Annotated in this window: 15 protein-coding genes; 3 read left to right on the top strand and 12 right to left on the bottom strand. The window is 63.7% G+C overall.

Going from position 1 to position 19,888, the window contains the following annotated elements:
• Window positions 1-31: 31 nt before the first annotated feature.
• Together PQR67_RS01145 and PQR67_RS01140 are read right to left on the bottom strand one after the other, a co-directional pair.
• A complete protein-coding gene (locus PQR67_RS01145; protein ID WP_408453285.1) occupies window positions 32-1,138 on the bottom strand; it encodes an S-(hydroxymethyl)glutathione dehydrogenase/class III alcohol dehydrogenase in 1,107 nt (368 codons plus the stop codon).
• Between the two features lie 249 nt (window positions 1,139-1,387).
• A complete protein-coding gene (locus PQR67_RS01140) occupies window positions 1,388-2,824 on the bottom strand; it encodes a xylulokinase (protein ID WP_408453282.1) in 1,437 nt (478 codons plus the stop codon).
• Window positions 2,825-3,249: 425 nt separating this feature from the next.
• Here PQR67_RS01140 and PQR67_RS01135 point away from each other — a divergent pair, with 425 nt between their 5' ends.
• On the top strand, window positions 3,250-4,662 hold the full coding sequence (locus PQR67_RS01135) for a nucleobase:cation symporter-2 family protein (protein WP_408453279.1): 1,413 nt from the start codon (window positions 3,250-3,252) through the stop codon (window positions 4,660-4,662).
• A 207-nt stretch (window positions 4,663-4,869) separates the two neighbouring features.
• On the opposite strand, the gene PQR67_RS01130 is transcribed toward PQR67_RS01135, so the two are convergent.
• The 3 genes from PQR67_RS01130 to PQR67_RS01120 are packed head-to-tail and all read right to left on the bottom strand — an operon-like array spanning window position 4,870 to window position 10,891.
• Window positions 4,870-6,417, bottom strand: coding sequence for an efflux transporter outer membrane subunit (locus PQR67_RS01130; RefSeq protein ID WP_408453275.1), 1,548 nt, complete (start codon window positions 6,415-6,417; stop codon window positions 4,870-4,872).
• Between the two features lies 1 nt (window position 6,418).
• Window positions 6,419-9,640, bottom strand: coding sequence for an efflux RND transporter permease subunit (locus PQR67_RS01125; protein WP_408453272.1), 3,222 nt, complete (start codon window positions 9,638-9,640; stop codon window positions 6,419-6,421).
• 18 nt (window positions 9,641-9,658) lie between these two features.
• Window positions 9,659-10,891, bottom strand: a complete 1,233-nt coding sequence (locus tag PQR67_RS01120) for an efflux RND transporter periplasmic adaptor subunit (protein WP_408453270.1) — start codon at window positions 10,889-10,891, stop codon at window positions 9,659-9,661.
• Window positions 10,892-11,319: 428 nt separating this feature from the next.
• Here PQR67_RS01120 and PQR67_RS01115 point away from each other — a divergent pair, with 428 nt between their 5' ends.
• Entirely contained in the window at window positions 11,320-11,979 is a 660-nt protein-coding gene (locus PQR67_RS01115) for a TetR family transcriptional regulator (RefSeq protein ID WP_408453268.1), read from the top strand.
• Between the two features lie 26 nt (window positions 11,980-12,005).
• On the opposite strand, the gene PQR67_RS01110 is transcribed toward PQR67_RS01115, so the two are convergent.
• Entirely contained in the window at window positions 12,006-12,638 is a 633-nt protein-coding gene (locus tag PQR67_RS01110) for a cysteine hydrolase family protein (protein WP_408453265.1), read from the bottom strand.
• A gap of 178 nt (window positions 12,639-12,816) precedes the next feature.
• On the opposite strand from PQR67_RS01110, the gene PQR67_RS01105 reads away from it, so the two are divergent.
• Window positions 12,817-13,809 (top strand): helix-turn-helix domain-containing protein, encoded by a 993-nt coding sequence (locus PQR67_RS01105; protein ID WP_408453263.1) that lies wholly within the window; start codon window positions 12,817-12,819, stop codon window positions 13,807-13,809.
• A gap of 132 nt (window positions 13,810-13,941) precedes the next feature.
• Here the strand turns inward: PQR67_RS01105 and PQR67_RS01100 are convergent, their stop codons facing one another.
• The 6 genes from PQR67_RS01100 to PQR67_RS01075 form a co-directional block, all read right to left on the bottom strand.
• Window positions 13,942-14,703, bottom strand: coding sequence for an SRPBCC family protein (locus PQR67_RS01100; protein WP_408453261.1), 762 nt, complete (start codon window positions 14,701-14,703; stop codon window positions 13,942-13,944).
• A gap of 32 nt (window positions 14,704-14,735) precedes the next feature.
• On the bottom strand, window positions 14,736-15,128 hold the full coding sequence (locus tag PQR67_RS01095) for a DUF427 domain-containing protein (RefSeq protein ID WP_408453258.1): 393 nt from the start codon (window positions 15,126-15,128) through the stop codon (window positions 14,736-14,738).
• Between the two features lie 172 nt (window positions 15,129-15,300).
• Window positions 15,301-15,795, bottom strand: coding sequence for a carboxypeptidase regulatory-like domain-containing protein (locus tag PQR67_RS01090; RefSeq protein ID WP_408453256.1), 495 nt, complete (start codon window positions 15,793-15,795; stop codon window positions 15,301-15,303).
• 235 nt (window positions 15,796-16,030) lie between these two features.
• A complete protein-coding gene (locus PQR67_RS01085) occupies window positions 16,031-17,551 on the bottom strand; it encodes a DegQ family serine endoprotease (RefSeq protein ID WP_408453254.1) in 1,521 nt (506 codons plus the stop codon).
• A gap of 156 nt (window positions 17,552-17,707) precedes the next feature.
• Window positions 17,708-19,009 (bottom strand): ATP-binding protein, encoded by a 1,302-nt coding sequence (locus tag PQR67_RS01080; RefSeq protein ID WP_408453251.1) that lies wholly within the window; start codon window positions 19,007-19,009, stop codon window positions 17,708-17,710.
• 4 nt (window positions 19,010-19,013) lie between these two features.
• Entirely contained in the window at window positions 19,014-19,676 is a 663-nt protein-coding gene (locus tag PQR67_RS01075; protein ID WP_120349360.1) for a response regulator, read from the bottom strand.
• Between the last annotated feature and the right edge of the window lie 212 nt (window positions 19,677-19,888).

Genomic DNA, 19,888 nt, shown 5'->3' with positions numbered 1-19,888 from the left:
ATGTTCCTTTGCGTACTGGTTCAGCGCCGCGTTAGTACAGCACGACCGAGCGGATCGACTCGCCCTTCTTCATCAGGTCGAAGCCTTCGTTGATGCGCTCAAGCGGCAAACGGTGCGTGATCAGGTCGTCGATATTGATCTTGCCTTCCATGTACCAGTCGACGATCTTGGGCACGTCGGTGCGTCCACGCGCGCCGCCGAATGCCGAACCCTTCCACTCGCGGCCCGTCACCAGCTGGAACGGCTGCGTGCTGATCTCCTCACCCGCCGCCGCCACGCCGATGATGAACGACTGCCCCCAGCCCTTGTGCGTGCACTCCAGCGCCTGACGCATCACCTTCGTGTTGCCGATGCATTCGAACGAGTAGTCCGCGCCGCCGTCGGTGAGTTGCACGATGTGGTCGACCACGTTCTCGACTTCGTTCGGGTTGATGAAGTGGGTCATACCGAACTTCTTCGCCAGTTCAATACGGCGCGGGTTGAGATCCACGCCGATGATCTTGTCCGCGCCGACCATCTTCGCGCCCTGGATCACGTTCAGGCCGATGCCGCCGAGACCGAACACCACCACGTTCGCCCCCGCTTCGACCTTCGCTGAATACACGACCGCACCCACCCCCGTCGTCACACCGCAACCGATGTAGCAGATCTTGTCGAACGGTGCATCTTCACGCACCTTCGCCACCGCGATTTCCGGCACGACGATGTAGTTCGAAAAGGTGGACGTGCCCATGTAGTGAAACAGCGGCTTGCCGTCCAGAGAGAAACGCGATGTGGCGTCGGGCATCAACCCCTTGCCTTGCGTCGAACGAATGGCCTGGCAAAGATTGGTCTTGCGCGACAAGCAGAATTTGCACTGGCGGCATTCCGGCGTGTAGAGCGGAATCACGTGATCGCCCTTCTTCAGCGTGCCGACGCCCGGACCCACGTCGACGATCACGCCCGCGCCTTCATGGCCGAGAATCGCCGGGAAGATGCCTTCCGGATCGGCGCCCGAGAGCGTGTAGTAATCGGTGTGGCAAATCCCGGTGGCTTTCACTTCGATCAGGACTTCACCGGCGCGCGGGCCTTCCAGATCCACTTCCTCGATCGTCAACGGCGCGCCGGCTTTCCATGCGATTGCTGCTTTGGTCTTCATCGTGAATGCTCCTGTGAGTCTGTGAATGCGTGGCGCGTCGCGGTGAGATATCGCGCGGCGTGCCGGTGTCGTGGTGTCGCGGTTCACCTAGGGCAGGTTCGCCTGCCGCAGTTAATTCGTGTGCCCGCCTGCGGACGGACCATGCGGCTCTCGCCCGGCATCACGGGCCGTCCTATACCTTAGCGTGCGAAAGCCGTAATGGTATTGCAAAGTACGTCGCGGCATTGTCTATAGCTGACATCGCGCCGCTTACCGAAGCGAGGGGCCGTCGAACCATGATTCGACACGGCCATACAGATCGAGAAAACGCGCATAACGTTCAGCGAGCGCTGCATCGCCTTGCGGCTCGGCAACACGCGTCGCGCCTGGAGCCAGCGCGGCGAGATCCCTCGCGTGCCAATGCCCGCTCGCCAGGCCGCCGAGGATCGCCGCGCCGCGTGGCGCCGCGTTGGGACAATCCACGGCATCGAGTTCGACGTTCAGCGCGTCGGCAAGCAACTGCCGCCAACGCGCATCGACGGAACCGCCGCCCGCAAGCTTCAAGGCCGTCACCGTCGCCCCGCTCGCGCGGATCGCATCGAGCCCCGCGCGCAACGAGAACGCGACGCCTTCGAACGCCGTGCGCATCATCGTGCCGCGCGTGTGATCGAGCGCGAGGCCGAGCCAGCCGCCGCGCGCCGCCGGGTTAAGCCACGGGGTGCGCTCGCCGGTGAGGTACGGCAGGAAGGTGAGACCGGCGGCAGTAGCGCTGGACGCATCGCCGAACGCGTCTCGATAGGCATCGGCCCATTCATACGACAGCCAGCCCCGCACGCGTTCGAGTGCGACACCGACGTTCTGCATCGCCGCCATCCGGTACCAGTGATCGCTCGCGGCTCGATAGCGATGCAAGCCCCTCACGGCTTGCGGTGCATGCTCGGCGAGCACGACGATTTGTCCGCCGGTGCCGGTGGTGAGCAAGGCGTCGCCGTCACTCGCGAGACCGCTGCCTAGCGCGGCACACGGTGTATCGGCTGCGCCGATCGCGAGCACGATGCCGGCGCGCAGACCCAGCTCCTGCGCTGCTTTCGGCGACAGAATGCCACCCGCCGCATAGGAAGGCGCAAGCGGCGCAAACCATTCATGCGGCAATTCGAGCCGCTCGAGCAGCGCCAGGTCCCACACGCCGGCGGGATCGGCAAGCGCGGTTGCGCAGGCGTCGGAAGGATCGGTTGCGACCACGCCACCCAGCGCGACGCGCAGCCAGTCTTTCGGTTGCAGCGCCCAGCGCGTCTTGCGTGCGGTTTGCGGTTCGTTCTGCACGATCCAACGCAGCAAAGGACCGGCCATGCCGGGCGCAACCGGATTCGGCTGTGGCTCGGGCCACTGCCCGAGCAAACTCAACGCGCGCGTGTCGGGCCAGAGCATCGCGGGGCGCACCGCTGCGCCACTGGTGTCGATCAGAACAACGCCGTGCATCTGCCCGGAGAAGCCAATTGCCTGCACCTCACGGCGCAAATCCTCAGGCAAACGCGCGGCCGCTTCACAAAGCGCGCGCCACCAGGTTTGCACCGAGATTTCGGCCCATCCGGGATGCGGCGTTTCGAGTGCATAAGCGACACTCGCCGCAGCCTGCTCGCGGCCGCTTTCGTCGACGATTGCAACTTTGAGCGAGCCGGTGCCGAGGTCAATGCCAAGAAAACTCATGAGCAATAGAACGTCAATTTGAGCGTGGAGATAAGCACGCGAAAGGTGCCTGGAGCGGTGTATTTTCCATCACTATTGGGTCGCCTCGGAAGCGCACCCCAATGCACGCCGAAAAGCCGGAATCGCGGGTTAACCCCGCCCCGTCGCGAGCCGCATCAAAACAGCACTATGCGTCGAGCGAGATACACCTCATTGATTCTCACACATATCACGTTGAGGCGGGCGCGCGTGGCGCGTGAGCGCCCATCGCCACTGCAAGGGGCTGACGGCCGATTTGTGCGCTGCGGGCATTTCTTTTGGCTTTCAAACGAGCCTCATGCATATCGTCACCGGGAATGCCGGAATAGGCCCCAGTGGTCTTGTTGCACTTTTTCGTTCCGCATACCTTGGAGTCATCCCAAAACGAGATGGTGGAGAGAGACAAAATGCAATCGAACACGGTTCACCCGTGCGACGAGCGACTGCCCGCGGGCCAGTTGCTGACGCTCGGCATTCAGCACGTTTTGGTGATGTACGCAGGCGCAGTTGCGGTGCCGCTCATCATTGGCGCCGCGTTGAAATTGCCGAAAGACCAGATCGCGTTCCTGATCAGCGCCGATCTGTTTTCCTGTGGCATCGCTACGCTGATTCAGACGCTCGGTCTGTGGATCTTCGGCATTCGTCTGCCGGTCATCATGGGTTGCACGTTCGCGGCTGTCGGTCCGATGGTCGCGATCGGCACGAATCCGTCGCTCGGCATTCTCGATATCTTCGGCTCGACGATCGCGGCCGGCGTTATCGGCATCCTCCTCGCGCCGGCGGTCGGCAAGCTGCTGCGCTTTTTCCCACCCGTGGTGATCGGCGTGGTCATCTCGGTGATCGGTCTCTCCCTGATGGAAGTGGGTATCAACTGGGCGGCCGGCGGCGTAGGCAATCCTGATTACGGCAATCCGGTCTACCTCGGCCTGTCGCTGCTCGTGCTGATGCTGATTCTGCTGATCAACAAGTTCGCCAAGGGCTTCATGGCGAATATCTCGGTGCTGCTCGGCATCATCGCGGGCTTTGTGATCGCGCTGGCGCTCGGCCGCGTCAACATGGACGGCGTCACGCACGCTCCGTGGGTCGGTTTCGTGATGCCGTTCCACTTCGGCCTGCCGCATTTCGATCCGCTCGCGATCGCGACGATGGTTACCGTGATGTTCGTCACCTTCATCGAATCGACCGGCATGTTCCTCGCGGTCGGCGACATGGTGGATCGTCCGGTGGATCAGAAGACGCTCGTGCGCGGTCTGCGCGTCGACGGTCTGGGCACGCTGATCGGCGGCATCTTCAACTCGTTTCCGCATACCTCGTTCTCGCAGAACGTCGGCCTGATCGGCGTGACCGGCGTGAAGAGCCGCTTTGTCTGCGCGATGGGCGGTGTGATTCTGGTGCTGCTGGGTCTGTTTCCGAAGATGGCGCAAGTGGTCGCTTCGGTGCCGGCCTTCGTGCTGGGCGGCGCGGGCATCGTGATGTTCGGCATGGTTGCGGCAAACGGCATCAAGGTGCTGGCCAAGGTCGACTTCGTGAAGAACCACCACAACCTGTTCATCGTCGCGGTCAGTATCGGTATGGGTCTGGTGCCGGTGGTGTCGCCGCAATTCTTCTCGAAGCTGCCGCCTGCACTCTCGCCGCTGTTGCATAGCGGGATCTTGCTGGCGTCGGTATCGGCGGTGGTGCTGAACCTGATCTTCAACGGTGTGAAGAGCGAGAAAAAAGCACAGTGCGAAATTCGCCGGGCCGGGCATGATTTCGATGGACGCGGCGGGAATGAGCCGCCGGCAGGCGACGAGCTGCTGCGTGCTGCGGATGCGCACTGAGCACCTGACTGAAACCGGTGCCGCGCGGCAGCGATCGCGCTGAGCGCGAGCGCCGGGCTGAGTAGCGATCAGGTAAGTTGGGTTGAGCAGAATAAAAAAAACGCCACGGCATGCCGTGGCGTTTTTTTGTTTCCGGCTGCTTGAGGCCGCTTTCCCGATAGAACCGAAAGCTGCCCCAAGCGCCTGCTGCTACAAGACTACAAGACGTTAACCCGCCGTTGCTGCGGAAGCCGCCACCGGCGCACTTGCCGCGCCGTAGTCGACCGGCGCATCCGCCGGACGCGGCTGCTCGCCAGCCTGCTGGATCCAGCCGCCGCCGAGTGCCTGGTACAAATCGACCAGATTCTGGAGACGCTGCATGCGCGCGGTAATCAACGACTGCTGCGACGAGTACAAATCGGTCTGCGCGGTCAACACCGACAGATAGCTGTCGACACCGTTCTTATAACGCAGGTCCGACAAATCCAGTCGACGCTGTTCAGCAAAGGTATTGCGCTCCAGCGCCTGGATCTGCTGATCGTACGTGCCGCGTGCCGCCAGTCCGTCCGCCACTTCGCGGAAGGCCGTCTGGATCGCCTTTTCATACGTCGCGATCTGGACTTTCTTCTGGATGGTGGCGAGATCGAGGTTGGCAAGGTTCTGCCCGCCTTCGAAGATCGGCAGCGTGATCGACGGCGCAAAGCTCCACGCCGCCGAACCCGGCTTGAACAACCCGCCGAGCGTCGGGCTCAGCGTGCCGAAGCTGCCGGTCAGCGAGACCTTGGGGAAGAATGCCGCACGTGCCGCACCGATATTCGCGTTGGCCGCCAGCAGGTTCTCTTCGGCCTCCATGATGTCCGGACGACGCGTCAGCAGATCGGACGGCAAACCGGCCGGAATATCCGTGAGGAGATTCTGGTCGTTCAATGTCAGACCCGGCGGCAAATCGGCCGGCAAAGGCTCGCCGAGCAACAGCACCAGCGCGTTTTCACCCTGCGCGCGCAGACGTGCCTGCGCCTGCAGGTTCGCGTTGGCCTGCTCGACCACGGTTTGCGATTGCCGCAAATCGAGTTCCGAACCCGTGCCGTTATCGAATTGCAGCTTGGCAATCCGATACGACTCCTGCGACGTCTTCAGCGTGTTCTGCGTCACCGTCAGCAGATCGTCGAGCTCGAGCACCGTCAGGTACTGATCCGCGACTTGCGAGACCAGCGAGATTTCCGCCGCCTTGCGTGCCTGAGCGGTGGCCAGGTACTGCGCCAACGCCTGATCCTTCAGGCTTTGAATCCGCCCGAAGAAGTCGATTTCCCAGGAAGCGTTCAGACCCACCGAATACGAGTTGCTGATCGTCAGGCCAGTGGACGACAGATCTTTCGGCGTGCGCTGCTTGGTTTGCGACGCTGCGGCGTCGAGCGTCGGGAACAGCCCCGCACGAACGATGCGGTACTGCGCCGCCGACGCCTGCATGTTCAGCACCGACACACGCAGATCGCGGTTGTTCTTCAGCGCGATCTCGATCAACCGCTGCATGCGCGGATCGACGAAGAAATCACGCCAGCCGATATCGGCCGCCGCCTGACCGTTCGCGGTACGTGCCGCAACCGACGTGCCCGTTTGCCCGGCGCCTGGCTGGGTCGCGCCCGGCTGCGTGTCGTACACGCCGCCGGTCGGGAAGGTGCCCGTCACGGGTTCGGCGGGGCGCTGGTACTTCGGCGCCATCGTGCAACCCGCGGCGAACAGCGCAACCGCCACTGCAATCAAAGAGTGTTTTTGCATCTCAATGTCCGTCCTTGCCCGAGCCTGCATCCGTCGACCCGCCAGCGGACCCGCCACCTTGGCCGTCATGCGGATGGTGCTGGTTGTAGTGTGCGAGCGCCTCATCCGGGTCTTCCTTCTCACCGCCGAACTTCGCGCGGATCACAACGAAGAACATCGGGATCATGAAAATCGCGAGGAACGTCGCCGTCAACATCCCGCCGATCACGCCGGTACCGATTGCGTGCTGGCTGGCCGAACCCGCGCCGTTACTGATCGCGAGCGGCATCACGCCGAGAATGAAGGCGAGCGAGGTCATCAGAATCGGGCGCAACCGCAGACGCGCTGCTTCGAGCGCGGCCTCGACCGGCCCCATCCCCTGACCCTGCTGCAACTCGCGGGCGAATTCCACGATCAGAATCGCGTTCTTCGCCGACAGCCCCACCGTGGTCAACAGACCCACCTGGAAGAACACGTCGTTCTCGAGCCCGCGCAGCGTAGCGGCCAGCAGTGCGCCGATCACGCCGAGCGGCACCACCATGATCACCGAGAACGGGATCGACCAGCTTTCATACAGCGCCGCGAGACAGAGGAACACCACCAGGATCGAGATGCCGTACAGAATCGGCGCCTGCGAACCGGACTGGCGTTCCTGCAACGACAAGCCCGTCCATTCGTAGCCGATACCCGCCGGCAGCTTCGCCACGAGTGCTTCCATGGCCGTCATAGCCTGACCGGTCGACTTGCCCGGGGCAGCCGCGCCCTGGATTTCCACTGCCGAGATACCGTTGTAGCGTTCGAGCTTCGGCGAACCGTAGGTCCACGAGCCGCTGGCGAACGACGAGAACGGCACCATGGTGCCCGCCGTATTGCGAACGTACCAGGCGTTCAGGTCTTCCGGGTTCATCCGGAACGGTGCGTCGCCTTGCAGATACACCTTCTTGATCCGGCCATCGGTATCGAGGAAGTTGTTCACGTACTGCGACGCCCATGCGATCGAGAACGTCTGGTCGATCGCCGACAGCGACACGCCGAGCGCGGAAGCCTTCTCGTGGTCGATGTCCACCTTGAACTGCGGCGTATCGTTCAGGCCGTTCGGACGCACCTGAGCCAGCGTCGGATCCTTCGCGGCCATGCCAAGCAGCATGTTACGAGCTTGCATCAGCTTCTCGTGACCGACACCCGCACGATCCTGCAACTCGAAGTCGAAGCCCGCAGCCGTGCCGAGTTCAGGAATCGACGGCGGATTCACCGGATACACCAGCGCGGTCTTGTAGCTCGAGAAGTGCATGAAGAGGCGGCCAACCAGCGCCTGCACCTTCTGATCCGCGTGCTGACGCACCGAGTAGTCCTTCATCCGCACGAACACGAGACCCGCGTTCTGCCCGCGACCGGCGAAGCTGAAGCCGTTCACGGTGAAGGTCGATTCGACGATGCCCTTTTCAGTGTTGAGCAGGTAGTCGGAGACGTCCTTCAGCGCGTGCGCCGTGGTTTCCTGGGTCGAGCCGGACGGCGTTTGCACCAGCACGAACATCGTGCCCTGATCTTCATCAGGCAGGAACGACTTCGGCAACTTCACGAACAGCAAACCGACCGCGAAGATCACCACCATGTAGATGATGAGCCAACGGCCCGAGCGCTTGATCACGTGGTGAACGCCCGAGTGATACTTGTCGCGGCTCGTTTCGAACGTCCGGTTGAACCAGCCGAAGAAGCCCTTCTTGACTTCGTGATGGCCCTTCGGAATCGGCTTGAGAATCGTCGCGCACAGCGCCGGCGTCAGAATCAACGCGACCAGCACGGACAGCACCATCGCCGCCACGATCGTCAGCGAGAACTGCCGGTAAATAGCCCCGACCGAACCGCCCGAGAACGCCACCGGCACGAACACCGCCGACAGCACGAGCGCCACGCCGATCAGCGCGCCGGTAATCTGGTCCATCGCCTTGCGGGTTGCTTCGCGAGGCGATAAACCTTCCTCCGCCATCACCCGCTCGACGTTTTCCACCACCACGATCGCATCGTCCACCAGCAAGCCGATCGCCAGCACGAGCCCGAACATGGACAGCGTGTTGATCGAGAAGCCCACCAGACCCATGACCGCGAACGTGCCCAGCAGCACCACCGGCACGGCGATCGTCGGGATCAGCGTGGCGCGCAGGTTCTGCAGGAACAGGTACATGACCAGGAACACCAGCACGATACCTTCGAGCAGCGTCTTGACCACTTCTTCGATCGACAGGCGCACGAACGGCGTGGTGTCGTACGGATACTTCACGACGAGACCGTGCGGGAAGTACTTCGACAGTTCGTCGATCTTCGCGCGCACTGCCTTGGCGGTTGCCAGCGCGTTCGCACCCGTGGCGAGCTGAATACCGAAACCGGCCGTGGGCTGACCGTTGTACTTGGTGTCGAAGTTGTAGTTTTCGCCACCCAGTTCGACGCGCCCCACGTCCTTGATGCGGACCCGCGAGCCATCCGGGTTCACCTTCAGCAGCACGTCGCCGAACTGTTCAGGTGTGTTCAGCAGCGTGGCTTCCGTGATGGTGGCCTGCAGCACCTGGCCCGGCACCGCCGGCGTGCCGCCGAGCGAACCGCCCGCGACCTGCACGTTCTGCGCCTGCAAGGCGGTCTGCACATCCACCGGCGTAAGACCGAAGTTGGTCAGCTTGTTGGCGTCGAGCCAGATCCGCATGGCGTACTGCGAGCCGAACAGCGTCACCGTACCCACGCCGTCGATCCGGCTGACCGGGTCTTCAACGTTCGACGCGACGTAGTTCGCCAGGTCGTACTTGTTCATGCTGCCGTCTTCGGAATTGAAGGCCATCACGAGCAGGAAGCTGCTGCTCGATTTGGTGACCTTCGTCCCGAGTTGCTGCACGGCTTGCGGCAACAGCGGCGTGGCGAGCTGCAGCTTGTTCTGCACCTGCACCTGCGCGATGTCAGGATTGGTGCCGGCTGCGAACGTCAGCGTGATGGTTGCCGTACCCGAATCGTCCGAGGTGGACGACAGATACAGCAAGTGGTCGAGACCACTCATCTGCTGCTCGATCACCTGCGTGACGGTGTTTTCCACCGTCTTCGCCGAGGCGCCCGGGTACGTTGCGCTGATCTGCACGGCCGGCGGCGCGATGGTCGGATATTGCGCGATCGGCAGCGTAAAGACCGACGCGATACCCGCGAGCATCAGAATAATGGCGATCACCCATGCAAAAATTGGGCGATCAATAAAGAACTTTGCCATGTGGCGGGCTCCCTGTTATTACGCGCCCGATGCAGCAGAAGCGGGTTGAGCCGTCTGCGTAGCACCGCTGGCGGCCGGCGCACCCTGAGCGGATGTGCCGGAAGCGGGTGTGGCGGGAAGTTGCGCGGCAACGGCCTTGACGTCCTGCCCCGGATGCGCCTTGTCGGTGCCCTGAACAATCACGCGGTCGCCGGCCTTCAGGCCGCTTTCCACCACCCAGTTCGAACCGTACGTGCCCGAGGTGACGAGCTGGCGCAATTCGACCTTGTTCGCGCTATTGACCACGAGCGCGGTAGGCGTGCCCTTCTGGTCATGCGTGATGCCGACTTGCGGCACGACGAGCGCGTTGTCGTTGATGCCTTCTTCAATCTTCGCGCGCACGAACATGCCCGGCAGCAGCACCTTGTCCGCGTTCTTGAAGATCGCGCGAACCGTCACGGAACCGGTGCTCTGGTCGACCGTCACGTCGGTGAACTGCAGCTTGCCCTTTTCCGAATAGGTGCGGCCGTCTTCGAGAATCAGCGAGACCTTGGCGGCGTCCGGGCCGCTCGTCTTCAAGCGGCCTTCCTGCACTTCACGGCGCAGCTTCAGGCCATCGAGGCTGGACTGCGTCAGGTCCACGTAGACCGGGTCGAGCTGCTGAACCGTTGCCATCAGCGTGGCGGCGCTCGCCTGCACATACGCGCCCGGCGTGACTTGCGACACGCCGACCTGGCCGGTCACCGGCGAGATCACGTCGGTGTAGCCGAGGTTGATCTGCGCGGTGTCGACCGCGGCCTTGCCGGCAGCCACGTCAGCCGCGGCCTGGCCTTCGGCGGCCACCGCGTTGTCGTAGTCCTGCTTGCTGACCGCGTTGGCGGCAACCAGCACCTTGTAGCGGTTGGCTTGCGCGGTGGTCGACGCGAGGTTGGCCTGGGCCTTCGCCAGCGTTGCCTTCGCGTTGTTCAACGCCGCGATGTAAGGCGCCGGATCGATCTTGTACAGACGCTGACCCGCCTTGACCTCGCCGCCTTCCGTGAATTCACGGCGCAGCACGATGCCGTCGACCCGTGCACGCACTTGCGCGACGAGGAAGGCACTGGTGCGGCCGGGCAATTCGGTGACGACGGGCACAGCCGTCGGCTGGACGGTGACTACGCCCACTTCGGGCGTTTGTTGCGGCGGGGCAGATTGTTTTGGTCCGCACGCTGCCAGCAATACGGCAGCCGTCGCGGCACTGATTAAGCGGAATGGAACCCGTTCGACGCGCATGGAGCGACCTCTGTCAATGACTGAGAATGAAAAAGTGCGCGCATCCCTACCCCGGGGACGACAGCGCACACATGCGTCTTGCGACGCCTGACCGGAAGCCCGAGGATGCAAACACACCTGCAAGGGCATCCTGAGCGAAATGCGCCATACCGGGGAAATGCCGCACGGCGCCGCCCATCCGGGCACAGCGCAAGAGCGTTTTGAAAGGCAACAGTGACGGATATTAACCGGTCGTCACGGCTTGGGCTATCCGATCGTGGGGTGCTATTATATATACATCCACGAATGGATGTAAAAGTGCGTTTCAATCTTCGCAGGCGGGAGGCCCGCAAGATCGATTCGCAAATTGCTTAACCCCAGACAGATTGTCATCGAGCGTACTTAAAAGCGCCCGGGAAAACCCCACAATCAGGGCAGGTCACACCCATATGGTAAGAAGAACGAAAGAAGAGGCGCAGGAGACACGCAACAGCATTCTCGACGCGGCCGAACGGGTTTTCTTCGAGAAAGGCGTATCGCGCACGTCGCTCGCCGACATCGCACAGGCTGCGGGCGTCACGCGTGGCGCGATCTATTGGCACTTCGCGCATAAAAGCGATCTGTTTACCGAAATGTTCGACCGCGTGCTGCTGCCGCTGGACGAACTCAAGGCTGCCTCGCAAGACCCCAATGAACCCGATCCGCTCGGCCGTCTTACGGAAATCTGTACGGTCTGCCTGCGCGACACGGCCAACGACCCGCGCCGCCGGCGGGTGTTCGACATCCTCTTTCTGAAGTGCGAACTGGTCGAAGAGATGGGGCCGGTGATGATTCGCTATCAGACGAACATGCGCGAAGGGCTGCAGAAGATCGAAGGCGGTCTGCGCAATGCGATCTCCAAAGGGCAATTGCCGGCCGATCTCGACACCCGGATCGCGGCGGCCATGGTGCATGCCTTTGTCAGCGGCTCGCTGCGCGACATGCTGTTCTTGCCGGACGCGACCGATTTCGGCAAACATGCGGAGCAGATGATCGCCGGCATGTTCGATGCGCTGCAGCTAAGTCCGGCCTTGCGCAAAGGCAATCGGGCGGCGCCGGCCGCCCGGTGACCCAGTCAGACTAACTAGATGGAGATCTACGCGGCAACCCGGCGGGCCCGCGCTTTCTGGTTGGACGTGTAGATGTCGCCGCGCGCGAGCTTCGCCCCGCCCTGCACCGCCTCGATCCACTGCTGCGTGCTCGCCACCGCCGCGAAGTTCGACTGCAGGACCACGCTGAAAACCTGATGAATCTGCTGCGCGCTCACAAAGCCCGCGCTGTTCTCATAGGGCAGCGAGCCGGTTGCGTCGTGCAGAAACTCAACCGCGAATCCTGCGTGCGTTGCGTGGTTGATCGTCGACGCGTCGCAGTTGTGCGTCATATAGCCGACGATCGTCAGGGTATCGATCTGCTGCGCGGCCAGCCAGTCGGCCAGATCCGTGCCGGTAAAGGCGCTCGCCATCGACTTCTCAATATAGTGATCGCGCGCCCGCGCACCCACCACCGGATGCAGCTCGGCGCCTTCGCTGCCGCGCGCGAACACCGGTGAGCCGGCCGACGAGAAATGTTGCACCACCACCACCGGCACGCCGGCTGCGTGTGCCGCGTCGATCGCCCGGCCTATGTTGGCGAGCGAGGTTTGCACATCCGGATATTCGATCGGCAGATCGCCGGTGACGTATTCGTTCTGCACATCGATGACGATCAGCGCGCGGCGGGATGCGGTCATGGCAAGACTCCTAGTTGGTTGAGCGGTTCGGGCTCGCGCCGCGCGGCCCGGGAGGGGCCTTGAACAGGCAGCGGCGATGACTGCATTGTTTGCCCGCCGCCGTTTTCCCGATAGCGACCCGAATGACAATATTCGCTAGAATCGGGCCATCGTTGAATTTCGCAAGGCGTGGCAACCCATGGCTATCTCTTCATCCATCGCGGAGTGCGGCGACGCGCCCCGCCACGTCGTCGCGGTCATTGCGTTCGATCGCATCAGCCCGTTCCATCTTTCGGTGCCGTGTGTGGTGTTCGGCGAGGATCGCGCCGGCGGCGGCTTGCCCGAGTTCGACTTTCGCGTCTGCGCCGCCGAACCCGGCCCGCTGAGCACCACCGCCGGCTTCTCGATCGCCGTCACGCATGGGCTCGAAGCGCTCGCCGACGCGGACACGATCATCGTGCCGAGCTGGCGCGACCCGGACGAGACGCCGTCCGCCGCCCTGCTCGACGCGCTGCGCGCCGCCCATGCACGTGGCGCGCAACTGGTCGGGCTGTGTCTGGGGGCATTCGTGCTGGCCGCCGCCGGCATCCTCGACGGCCGGCCAGCCTCCACCCATTGGGCCTGCGCGGACGACTTCGCGCGCCGCTATCCGCGCGTGCTGCCCGATCCCGACGTGCTGTATGTGGACGACGGCAACGTGCTGACCTCGGCCGGCACTGCCGCCGGCCTCGACTGCTGTCTTCACGTGCTGCGCAAGATGTGCGGCGCGCAGGCGGCAAACTACGTCGCGCGCCGGCTGGTCGTGTCTCCGCACCGGCAAGGCGGTCAGGCTCAATTTATCGACCAGCCCGTGCCGCCGAACGTGCGCGGCGACCGCTTGTCCGGTCTGCTCGATTGGGTAAGCGGAAATCTGGATGCGCCGCACACGCTGGACACGCTCGCCGAGCGCGCCTTGATGAGCCGCCGTACCTTCACGCGACGCTTCCGGCTCGCCACCGGTACGACCGTCGGCGCATGGCTGCTGGCGCAGCGGCTTGCTCGCGCGCAGCAACTGCTGGAAAGCTCGGATGAGTCAGTGGAAGCGATCGCGGGAATCGCCGGTTTCGGCTCGACCGCCTCGCTGCGGCAACATTTCGCGGAGGCGTTCCGCACTTCGCCGTCCGCGTGGCGACGGGAGTTTCGCGGCGTGTGAGGGTGCGGGTGCCTGCGAGTGCCTGCGATTGCGTACGAGTTCGTATGAGTGCGCATGAGGACCGCGCGGCCAACGTCGCCAGTAGCGAATCACCGGGACATCGTCGCGGCGCTGCTCAATCTGAGCGCCGCGTCACTGTTCGCTGAACCAGCGCGCCACGTACAACAGCAGCGCGACCAGAAAGATCATCGCCGCCCATGCCCAGTTCGGCACCGCGTGTGGACTGGAATCATGATGCGAAACCCCATGCGACACACCGTGGGATCCCCCATGCGACGCGCTCGCCGCCCGACCGGTCAGCGTATGGCCATGATCCGGGCGAGTCCGTCGCGCGATGCCGCTGAGCGCGATCGGCCGCAGAAACACGTGTTGCCGCCGTGCCGCGGAACCCCGCGCGCGGTTCGGTCCTTGCCCGTGCTTGGCGCGAACCACCGCACCGAACTCGTCGAAGAAATCGTCGGCCAGTTGATGCAGCGCGTGTTCAAGTTGGCGCGTGGGTAGTTCGGCGAGCGGCCCGGACGAGGTTGCCCAGATCGTGTAATCGATCCGTGTGCCGCGCTCCCTGCCGATGCCATGCGAGGCGTCGTCGGCGCGCAACTTCACTTCGATCTGTCCGCGCAACGCGCCGATGCCCTCGGCGCGCGCCTTGAAATTGATGGTGCGGCGCTGCGCATCCGCCGGCCCGGAATCCTGACCGGCCACGTGGGCTCGCGCTTCGTAGCGCGCGCGCAACGGCCCGAGCGGCACGGTCATGGTGAGCGCAAATTCACCGTGGCCAAGCCGCGTGAACGACTCGCAATTGTCGAGGCTGGCACGTAACAAGGCGAGGTCCTGCAACGCCTCCCAAACGTCGGACGGCGCAAGCGGAATCCGTAACGCGTCGTTCAGTTCCATGGCAGCCTCCCCGATGAACGCGCGACAGCCGGTCAGGATGTCTGATCGATACGGTCGACGCGCGATGCGTAAAACGCGAGATACCCTTTTATTCGTGCCGCTGGCTCGAGCGGCGTCTCATAGCTCCACACGGCGTTTTCGATCAGACCGTCTTCGGTGCGCAGATGGAAGTACGAAGCCTCGCCCTTGAACGGGCAGTGCGAAGTATGCGTTGAGCGTTCGAGGCGCGCCATGTTCACGTCGCCGCGCGGAAAATAGAAAACATCTGGCAGACCGGTTTCCGTGAGCGTCAGGCCCGACTGGGTGTCGGCCATGGTCACGCCGCCATGGATCACCCGCACCCGGTGGCCATTGGCGCGAATCGCGATGGCATGCCCGCCCGTGCTTGCGCCAGGACTTCCGTGGGGTGTCAAGGCATCGCTCATGTCTCGGCTCCGGGGTGGTATGAGGCTCGCTGTGCGCTCGCACAAATGTAAAAGCCACGGGGGTATGCCCGTGGCTTCATTATCGGCCAAACTTCTGCCGAATGCGCGGCCTTCCTGCATGCCGCCGGGCCGTCTCGCCCGGCGCTGCTCAGGAAGGCGAGACGCTCGCTTCTTATTGCGTCTTCCAGTAGAACGCCGCCTTGGCGGTGCCCTTGGCCGGGACCGTCACCGTCTGGGTCTGGTCGTGACTTTCGTATTGCGCGTGCACGGTGTAGCGGCCGGGGCGCAGCTTGACCAGCATGTACGGCCCGCGCGAGGTCGCGTCCAGTACATCGCCCTCGTGGGCGTCGACGATTCGCACGCGAACGTCGGCGAGAAAATCGGAGCCGGGACCCGTGAAGCGCAGCGACAGCGGCCACTGGCTTTCTGCGTGCCGCAGCGCGGTGGATTCGTCGAGCCCGACGCCGCCCGACACGAACGAGATACCGCCTTTATGCTGGATTTGCGGCATGCCGCCGCCATTGGCGTTACCCGCGCTGCCATTATCCGTGGTCGTACCGCCCGCTACGTCGCTCGCCTGCGCATAAGCGCCGCCCGCCAGACCGAGCGTGAGCGCCGCGCATACCGCGGCGGCTACGATCCTTCGCTGATTGCGTTGGGTTTTCATCGGTTCGCTCCTTTTTTAAGGCCTTGTCGTCCGGGTTCCCCCGTGGGTCCGGACAAAGGTAGACGCAACCTGCATGCCAGACATCGGCTTGCGTCGTCGGAAAACTGCTGCTGCGCCACGCCATGTGACGCAGAGCGCCCTTTCTCACGGCTTAGGCTTGACGCAATGGGTAAAAAAATGCCGGTCCGTCGGCAGTAAGTGCAAAAGGACCGGCACACGTTACCTCAATCCCCGCTTAGCCGAGATCGACCGGCACGAAGATCTGCGCGTTGTCGCGCTGGATCAGCAACGCGATGCTGTTGCCCGCGCTGGCGATCATCTGCTTCAACTGATCGACGCTCGCAACCGGCCGGCCGTTGACCGCGAGAATCACGTCGCCCGGCTGGATACCTGCATTTTCAGCCGCGCCGCCCGATTGCTGCACCAGCAAACCGTGCGATACCGAGGCGCTGCTCTTCTCTTCCGGCGTCAGTGGCCGCACCGCCACACCGAGACGGCCTTGCATCTGGGTCGGCTGATCGGCCTTGTCCGAGGCCACCTTCGCGTCCGACAACGAACCGATCGTCACCGTCAGGTCCTTGGTGGCCTTGTCGCGCCACACCTGCACGGTGGCCTTGCTGCCCGGCGCCAGACCGGCGACCTGCGACGGCAGATCCGACGAGTCGCTGACCGGCTCACCGTTCACCGACAGAATCACGTCGCCTGGCTGCAATCCGCCCTTGGCGGCCGGGCCACCCGGATCAACCGAACTGACGAGCGCGCCTTGCGGCTTCTGCATGCCGAATGAATCTGCCAGCGTCTGATTCAAACCCTGCACCGCGACGCCGAGACGCCCGCGGCTCACGTGGCCGGTCTTGACGAGGTCATCCTTGACCTTGATCGCTTCGTTGATCGGGATCGCGAACGAAAGCCCCTGGAAGCCACCCGTCTGCGAATAGATCATCGAGTTGATGCCGATCACTTCGCCTTGCAGGTTGAACAGCGGGCCGCCCGAATTACCCGGGTTCACCGGCACGTCGGTCTGGATGAACGGCGTGTAGTTCTCGTTCGGCAGCGAGCGCGACTTCGCGCTGATGATGCCCGAGGTCACCGTGTTGTCGAAACCGTAAGGCGAGCCGATCGCGACCACCCACTGGCCGACCTTGCTCTGGCGCGGATCGCCGATCTTCACGGTCGGCAGATTGCTCGCGTCGATCTTCAGCACAGCGACGTCCGACTGCTTGTCGGCGCCGACCACTTTCGCCTTGAATTCGCGCTTGTCCGTGAGCTTCACCGTGACGACGTTCGCGCCATCCACCACGTGCGCATTGGTCAGGATGTAGCCGTCGCTGCTGACGATGAATCCCGAGCCCAGGCTCGCGCTCGGCTGATCGGGCGCATCGCCGCCGTCGCCGCCTTGCATCCCCGGCATGCCGCCGAAGAAGTGCTTGTAGAACTGATAGAAGGGATCGCTCGGATCGATCGGCAACTGGTTGCTGCCGTTGGCGCCGTTGCCGCCGTTACCACCGCGGTATGCCGTCTGTTTGACCACATGCTTCGCGCTGATGTTGACGACGGCCGGGCCGTAGGTTTCGACGAGGCCCGAGAAGTCGGGGATGCCCGTTTTCGCGGCCGCTTCAGCAGGCATCATCGCGGCCTGCGCCGGCGAGATCACCTGGGGCGCGGGCACGTCGCGATGCCCCGCCACATAGCCGGCGGAAAGCGCCACGGCGACAGCCACTGCAACAGCGCTGCGGGACAAGGTTTTCGCGTTCATCGTGTACTCCTGACTGGAGAAAGAGGCTTTGGAATGAGATGAAGCGTACGTGGCATCGCTTAAAAGAGTCTTAAGCAGCGCCAGATCGCGTCGAGCCCGTTTTTAAGCCTCGCTTAAGCCCCGTTCGAATCACTTTACGAACAGAAAGCCTCACCTTCAGAAGCGCACGTCGACCTGCAAACCACCCGTGGCGGATTCGTCGAGCGTCACCGCCGCATGGTGCTGCGTCGCGATACGGCGCACGATCGCAAGGCCCAGGCCGCTGCCCGCCACATCGGTGCGCGCGCGGTTCGCGCCGGCGCCGGCCCGGTAGAAGCGATCGAACACGCGCTCGCGCTCGGCCGGCTCGATGCCCGGCCCGCTGTCGGCAATCCGCACCACCGGACGCCCTTCTTCGACCGACAGGCTGACGTCGACGCGGCCGCCTCGCGGCGTGTATTTGGTTGCGTTATCAACGAGATTGTTGAACATGACGCGCAACGCGTCGGCGTCGCCGGCCACCGTCGCGGGCTCGCTGGCATCAATACCGAGATCGACACCGCGATTCTGCGCAAGCGGCGCGTACGCCACCACGCAGTCCTGCAACAGCGCGCGCAAATCGATTGCCTTGGTGGCGGCGAGACCGTCCGGCTCTGACCGGGCGAGCGCCAGCAATTGTTCGGCAAGACGCGTGGCGCGCGTGACACCCGCCTGCAGATCGGCCAGCGCCTCGCTGCGCGCGGTGTCGTCTTTTGCGCGGGCCACCAGTTGCGTCTGAATCTGCACGGCGGCGAGCGGTGTGCGCAATTCGTGCGCGGCATCGGCGACAAATGCTTTCTGGATATCGAGCGCGGTCGCGAGCCGTTCGAGCAGGCCGTTCAATGCGCGCACGAGCGGCTGAACTTCGAGCGGCAGACCCTGATCGGGCAGCGGATCGAGCGCCTCGGGGTGGCGCGCGTCGAGCGCGCTGGTCACCCGCCGCAAGGGCCGCAGCCCGCGTCCGACGGTCACCCACACCGCCAGTCCCAACAGCGGCAACAACACGATCAACGGCCACAGGGTTCGCAACGCGACATTCGCCGCAAGCCGGTTGCGCACCGAAACCGGCTGCGCCAGTTGCACGACGTTATCGCCGACGATCGCGCCGTACACCCGCCAGTCGCCGCGTTCCGTACGCTCAGTCGAAAAGCCGAGTTCGGCGCGCGGCGCGAGCGGCGCACGCGGCCGCGAGTAGTACATCAACACGCCGTTGCGATTCCAGATCTGCAGCACGATGCCTTCGTCGCCAGTGTCGCGCGAACCGAGCACCTGCGAAAACGGTTCCGACGGCAGCGCCGCGGCGATCTGCTCCAACTGGTAATCGAACAGTTCGTTGGCTTCGGCAAGCGCTTGCCGGTAAATCAGCCAACCCGCAATGCCGACGCCGAGCAACACCAGCGCCAGCAGCCAGAACAACAATTGACGGCGAATCGAACGCATCGGCTCAGGCGTCCTTGGCGATCATGTAGCCAAGACCGCGCACATTGCGGATCAGCTCCGCGCCGAGCTTCTTGCGCAGCGCATGAATGTAGACCTCGACAGTATTGCTGCCGATCTCCTCGCCCCAGCCGTACATTTTTTCTTCAAGCTGGCTCTTGGAGAGCACTGCGCCCGGCCGCGCGATCAACGCTTCGAGCAGGGCGAATTCGCGTGCCGACAAGGCCACCGGCGCGCCGTCGAGCGTGACCTGATGCGAGGCGGGATCGAGCGTCAGGTTGCCGTGGCGAATCGTCGAATCGCTGCGGCCCGATTGGCGACGAATCAGCGCGCGCATGCGGGCGCCGAGTTCGTCGAGATCGAAAGGTTTGACAAGGTAATCGTCGGCGCCGGCGTCGAGGCCTTTGACGCGATCGGCAACCGCGTCGCGCGCGGTGAGGATCAGCACCGGCGTGGCGTGGCCTTTGGCGCGCAAGGTGCGCAGCACGTCGAGCCCGTCGCGTTTTGGCAGGCCGAGATCGAGCAGCACCAGATCGTAAGGTTGGCCGGTCGCCGCGCTGAGCGCCGCGTCACCGTCTTCCACCCAGTCGACCGCGAAGCCTTCACCGCGTAGCGCCTTGCGCACACCTTCGGCGATCATCCGGTCGTCTTCGACTAGCAATATGCGCATGGTTCGGTTGGTCCTGAAACATTTGATGATGCCGCATTCTAGCGCCCGGTCCCGACGTACGCGCCACGCAACGCTTTTTCACCGCAGTTTCGCGGCATGTCTCTACAATGAGCGCTTTGCGTCGCGCCGCGGTTTTCCGCGCGTGACGCGACGCTTCGACACACTCTGGCTTGCCGCGCATCGCCGCGCCCCGAAATCCTGCTTCCTCGCCT

Source organism: Paraburkholderia fungorum (assembly GCF_046026025.1).
In the GTDB taxonomy this organism is placed as follows: Bacteria; Pseudomonadota; Gammaproteobacteria; order Burkholderiales; family Burkholderiaceae; genus Paraburkholderia; species Paraburkholderia fungorum_E.
This window is presented reverse-complemented; position numbering and strand designations above follow the sequence as displayed.

Coding starts and splice junctions, on each gene's coding strand:
- PQR67_RS01115 (WP_408453268.1), top strand. CDS start 11,320: ATGGTAAGAAGAACGAAAGAAGAGGCGCAGGAGACACGCAACAGCATT.
- PQR67_RS01095 (WP_408453258.1), bottom strand. CDS start 15,128: ATGAGCGATGCCTTGACACCCCACGGAAGTCCTGGCGCAAGCACGGGC.
- PQR67_RS01085 (WP_408453254.1), bottom strand. CDS start 17,551: ATGAACGCGAAAACCTTGTCCCGCAGCGCTGTTGCAGTGGCTGTCGCC.
- PQR67_RS01120 (WP_408453270.1), bottom strand. CDS start 10,891: ATGCGCGTCGAACGGGTTCCATTCCGCTTAATCAGTGCCGCGACGGCT.
- PQR67_RS01080 (WP_408453251.1), bottom strand. CDS start 19,009: ATGCGTTCGATTCGCCGTCAATTGTTGTTCTGGCTGCTGGCGCTGGTG.
- PQR67_RS01105 (WP_408453263.1), top strand. CDS start 12,817: ATGGCTATCTCTTCATCCATCGCGGAGTGCGGCGACGCGCCCCGCCAC.
- PQR67_RS01075 (WP_120349360.1), bottom strand. CDS start 19,676: ATGCGCATATTGCTAGTCGAAGACGACCGGATGATCGCCGAAGGTGTG.
- PQR67_RS01130 (WP_408453275.1), bottom strand. CDS start 6,417: ATGCAAAAACACTCTTTGATTGCAGTGGCGGTTGCGCTGTTCGCCGCG.
- PQR67_RS01090 (WP_408453256.1), bottom strand. CDS start 15,795: ATGAAAACCCAACGCAATCAGCGAAGGATCGTAGCCGCCGCGGTATGC.
- PQR67_RS01110 (WP_408453265.1), bottom strand. CDS start 12,638: ATGACCGCATCCCGCCGCGCGCTGATCGTCATCGATGTGCAGAACGAA.
- PQR67_RS01140 (WP_408453282.1), bottom strand. CDS start 2,824: ATGAGTTTTCTTGGCATTGACCTCGGCACCGGCTCGCTCAAAGTTGCA.
- PQR67_RS01135 (WP_408453279.1), top strand. CDS start 3,250: ATGCAATCGAACACGGTTCACCCGTGCGACGAGCGACTGCCCGCGGGC.
- PQR67_RS01100 (WP_408453261.1), bottom strand. CDS start 14,703: ATGGAACTGAACGACGCGTTACGGATTCCGCTTGCGCCGTCCGACGTT.
- PQR67_RS01125 (WP_408453272.1), bottom strand. CDS start 9,640: ATGGCAAAGTTCTTTATTGATCGCCCAATTTTTGCATGGGTGATCGCC.
- PQR67_RS01145 (WP_408453285.1), bottom strand. CDS start 1,138: ATGAAGACCAAAGCAGCAATCGCATGGAAAGCCGGCGCGCCGTTGACG.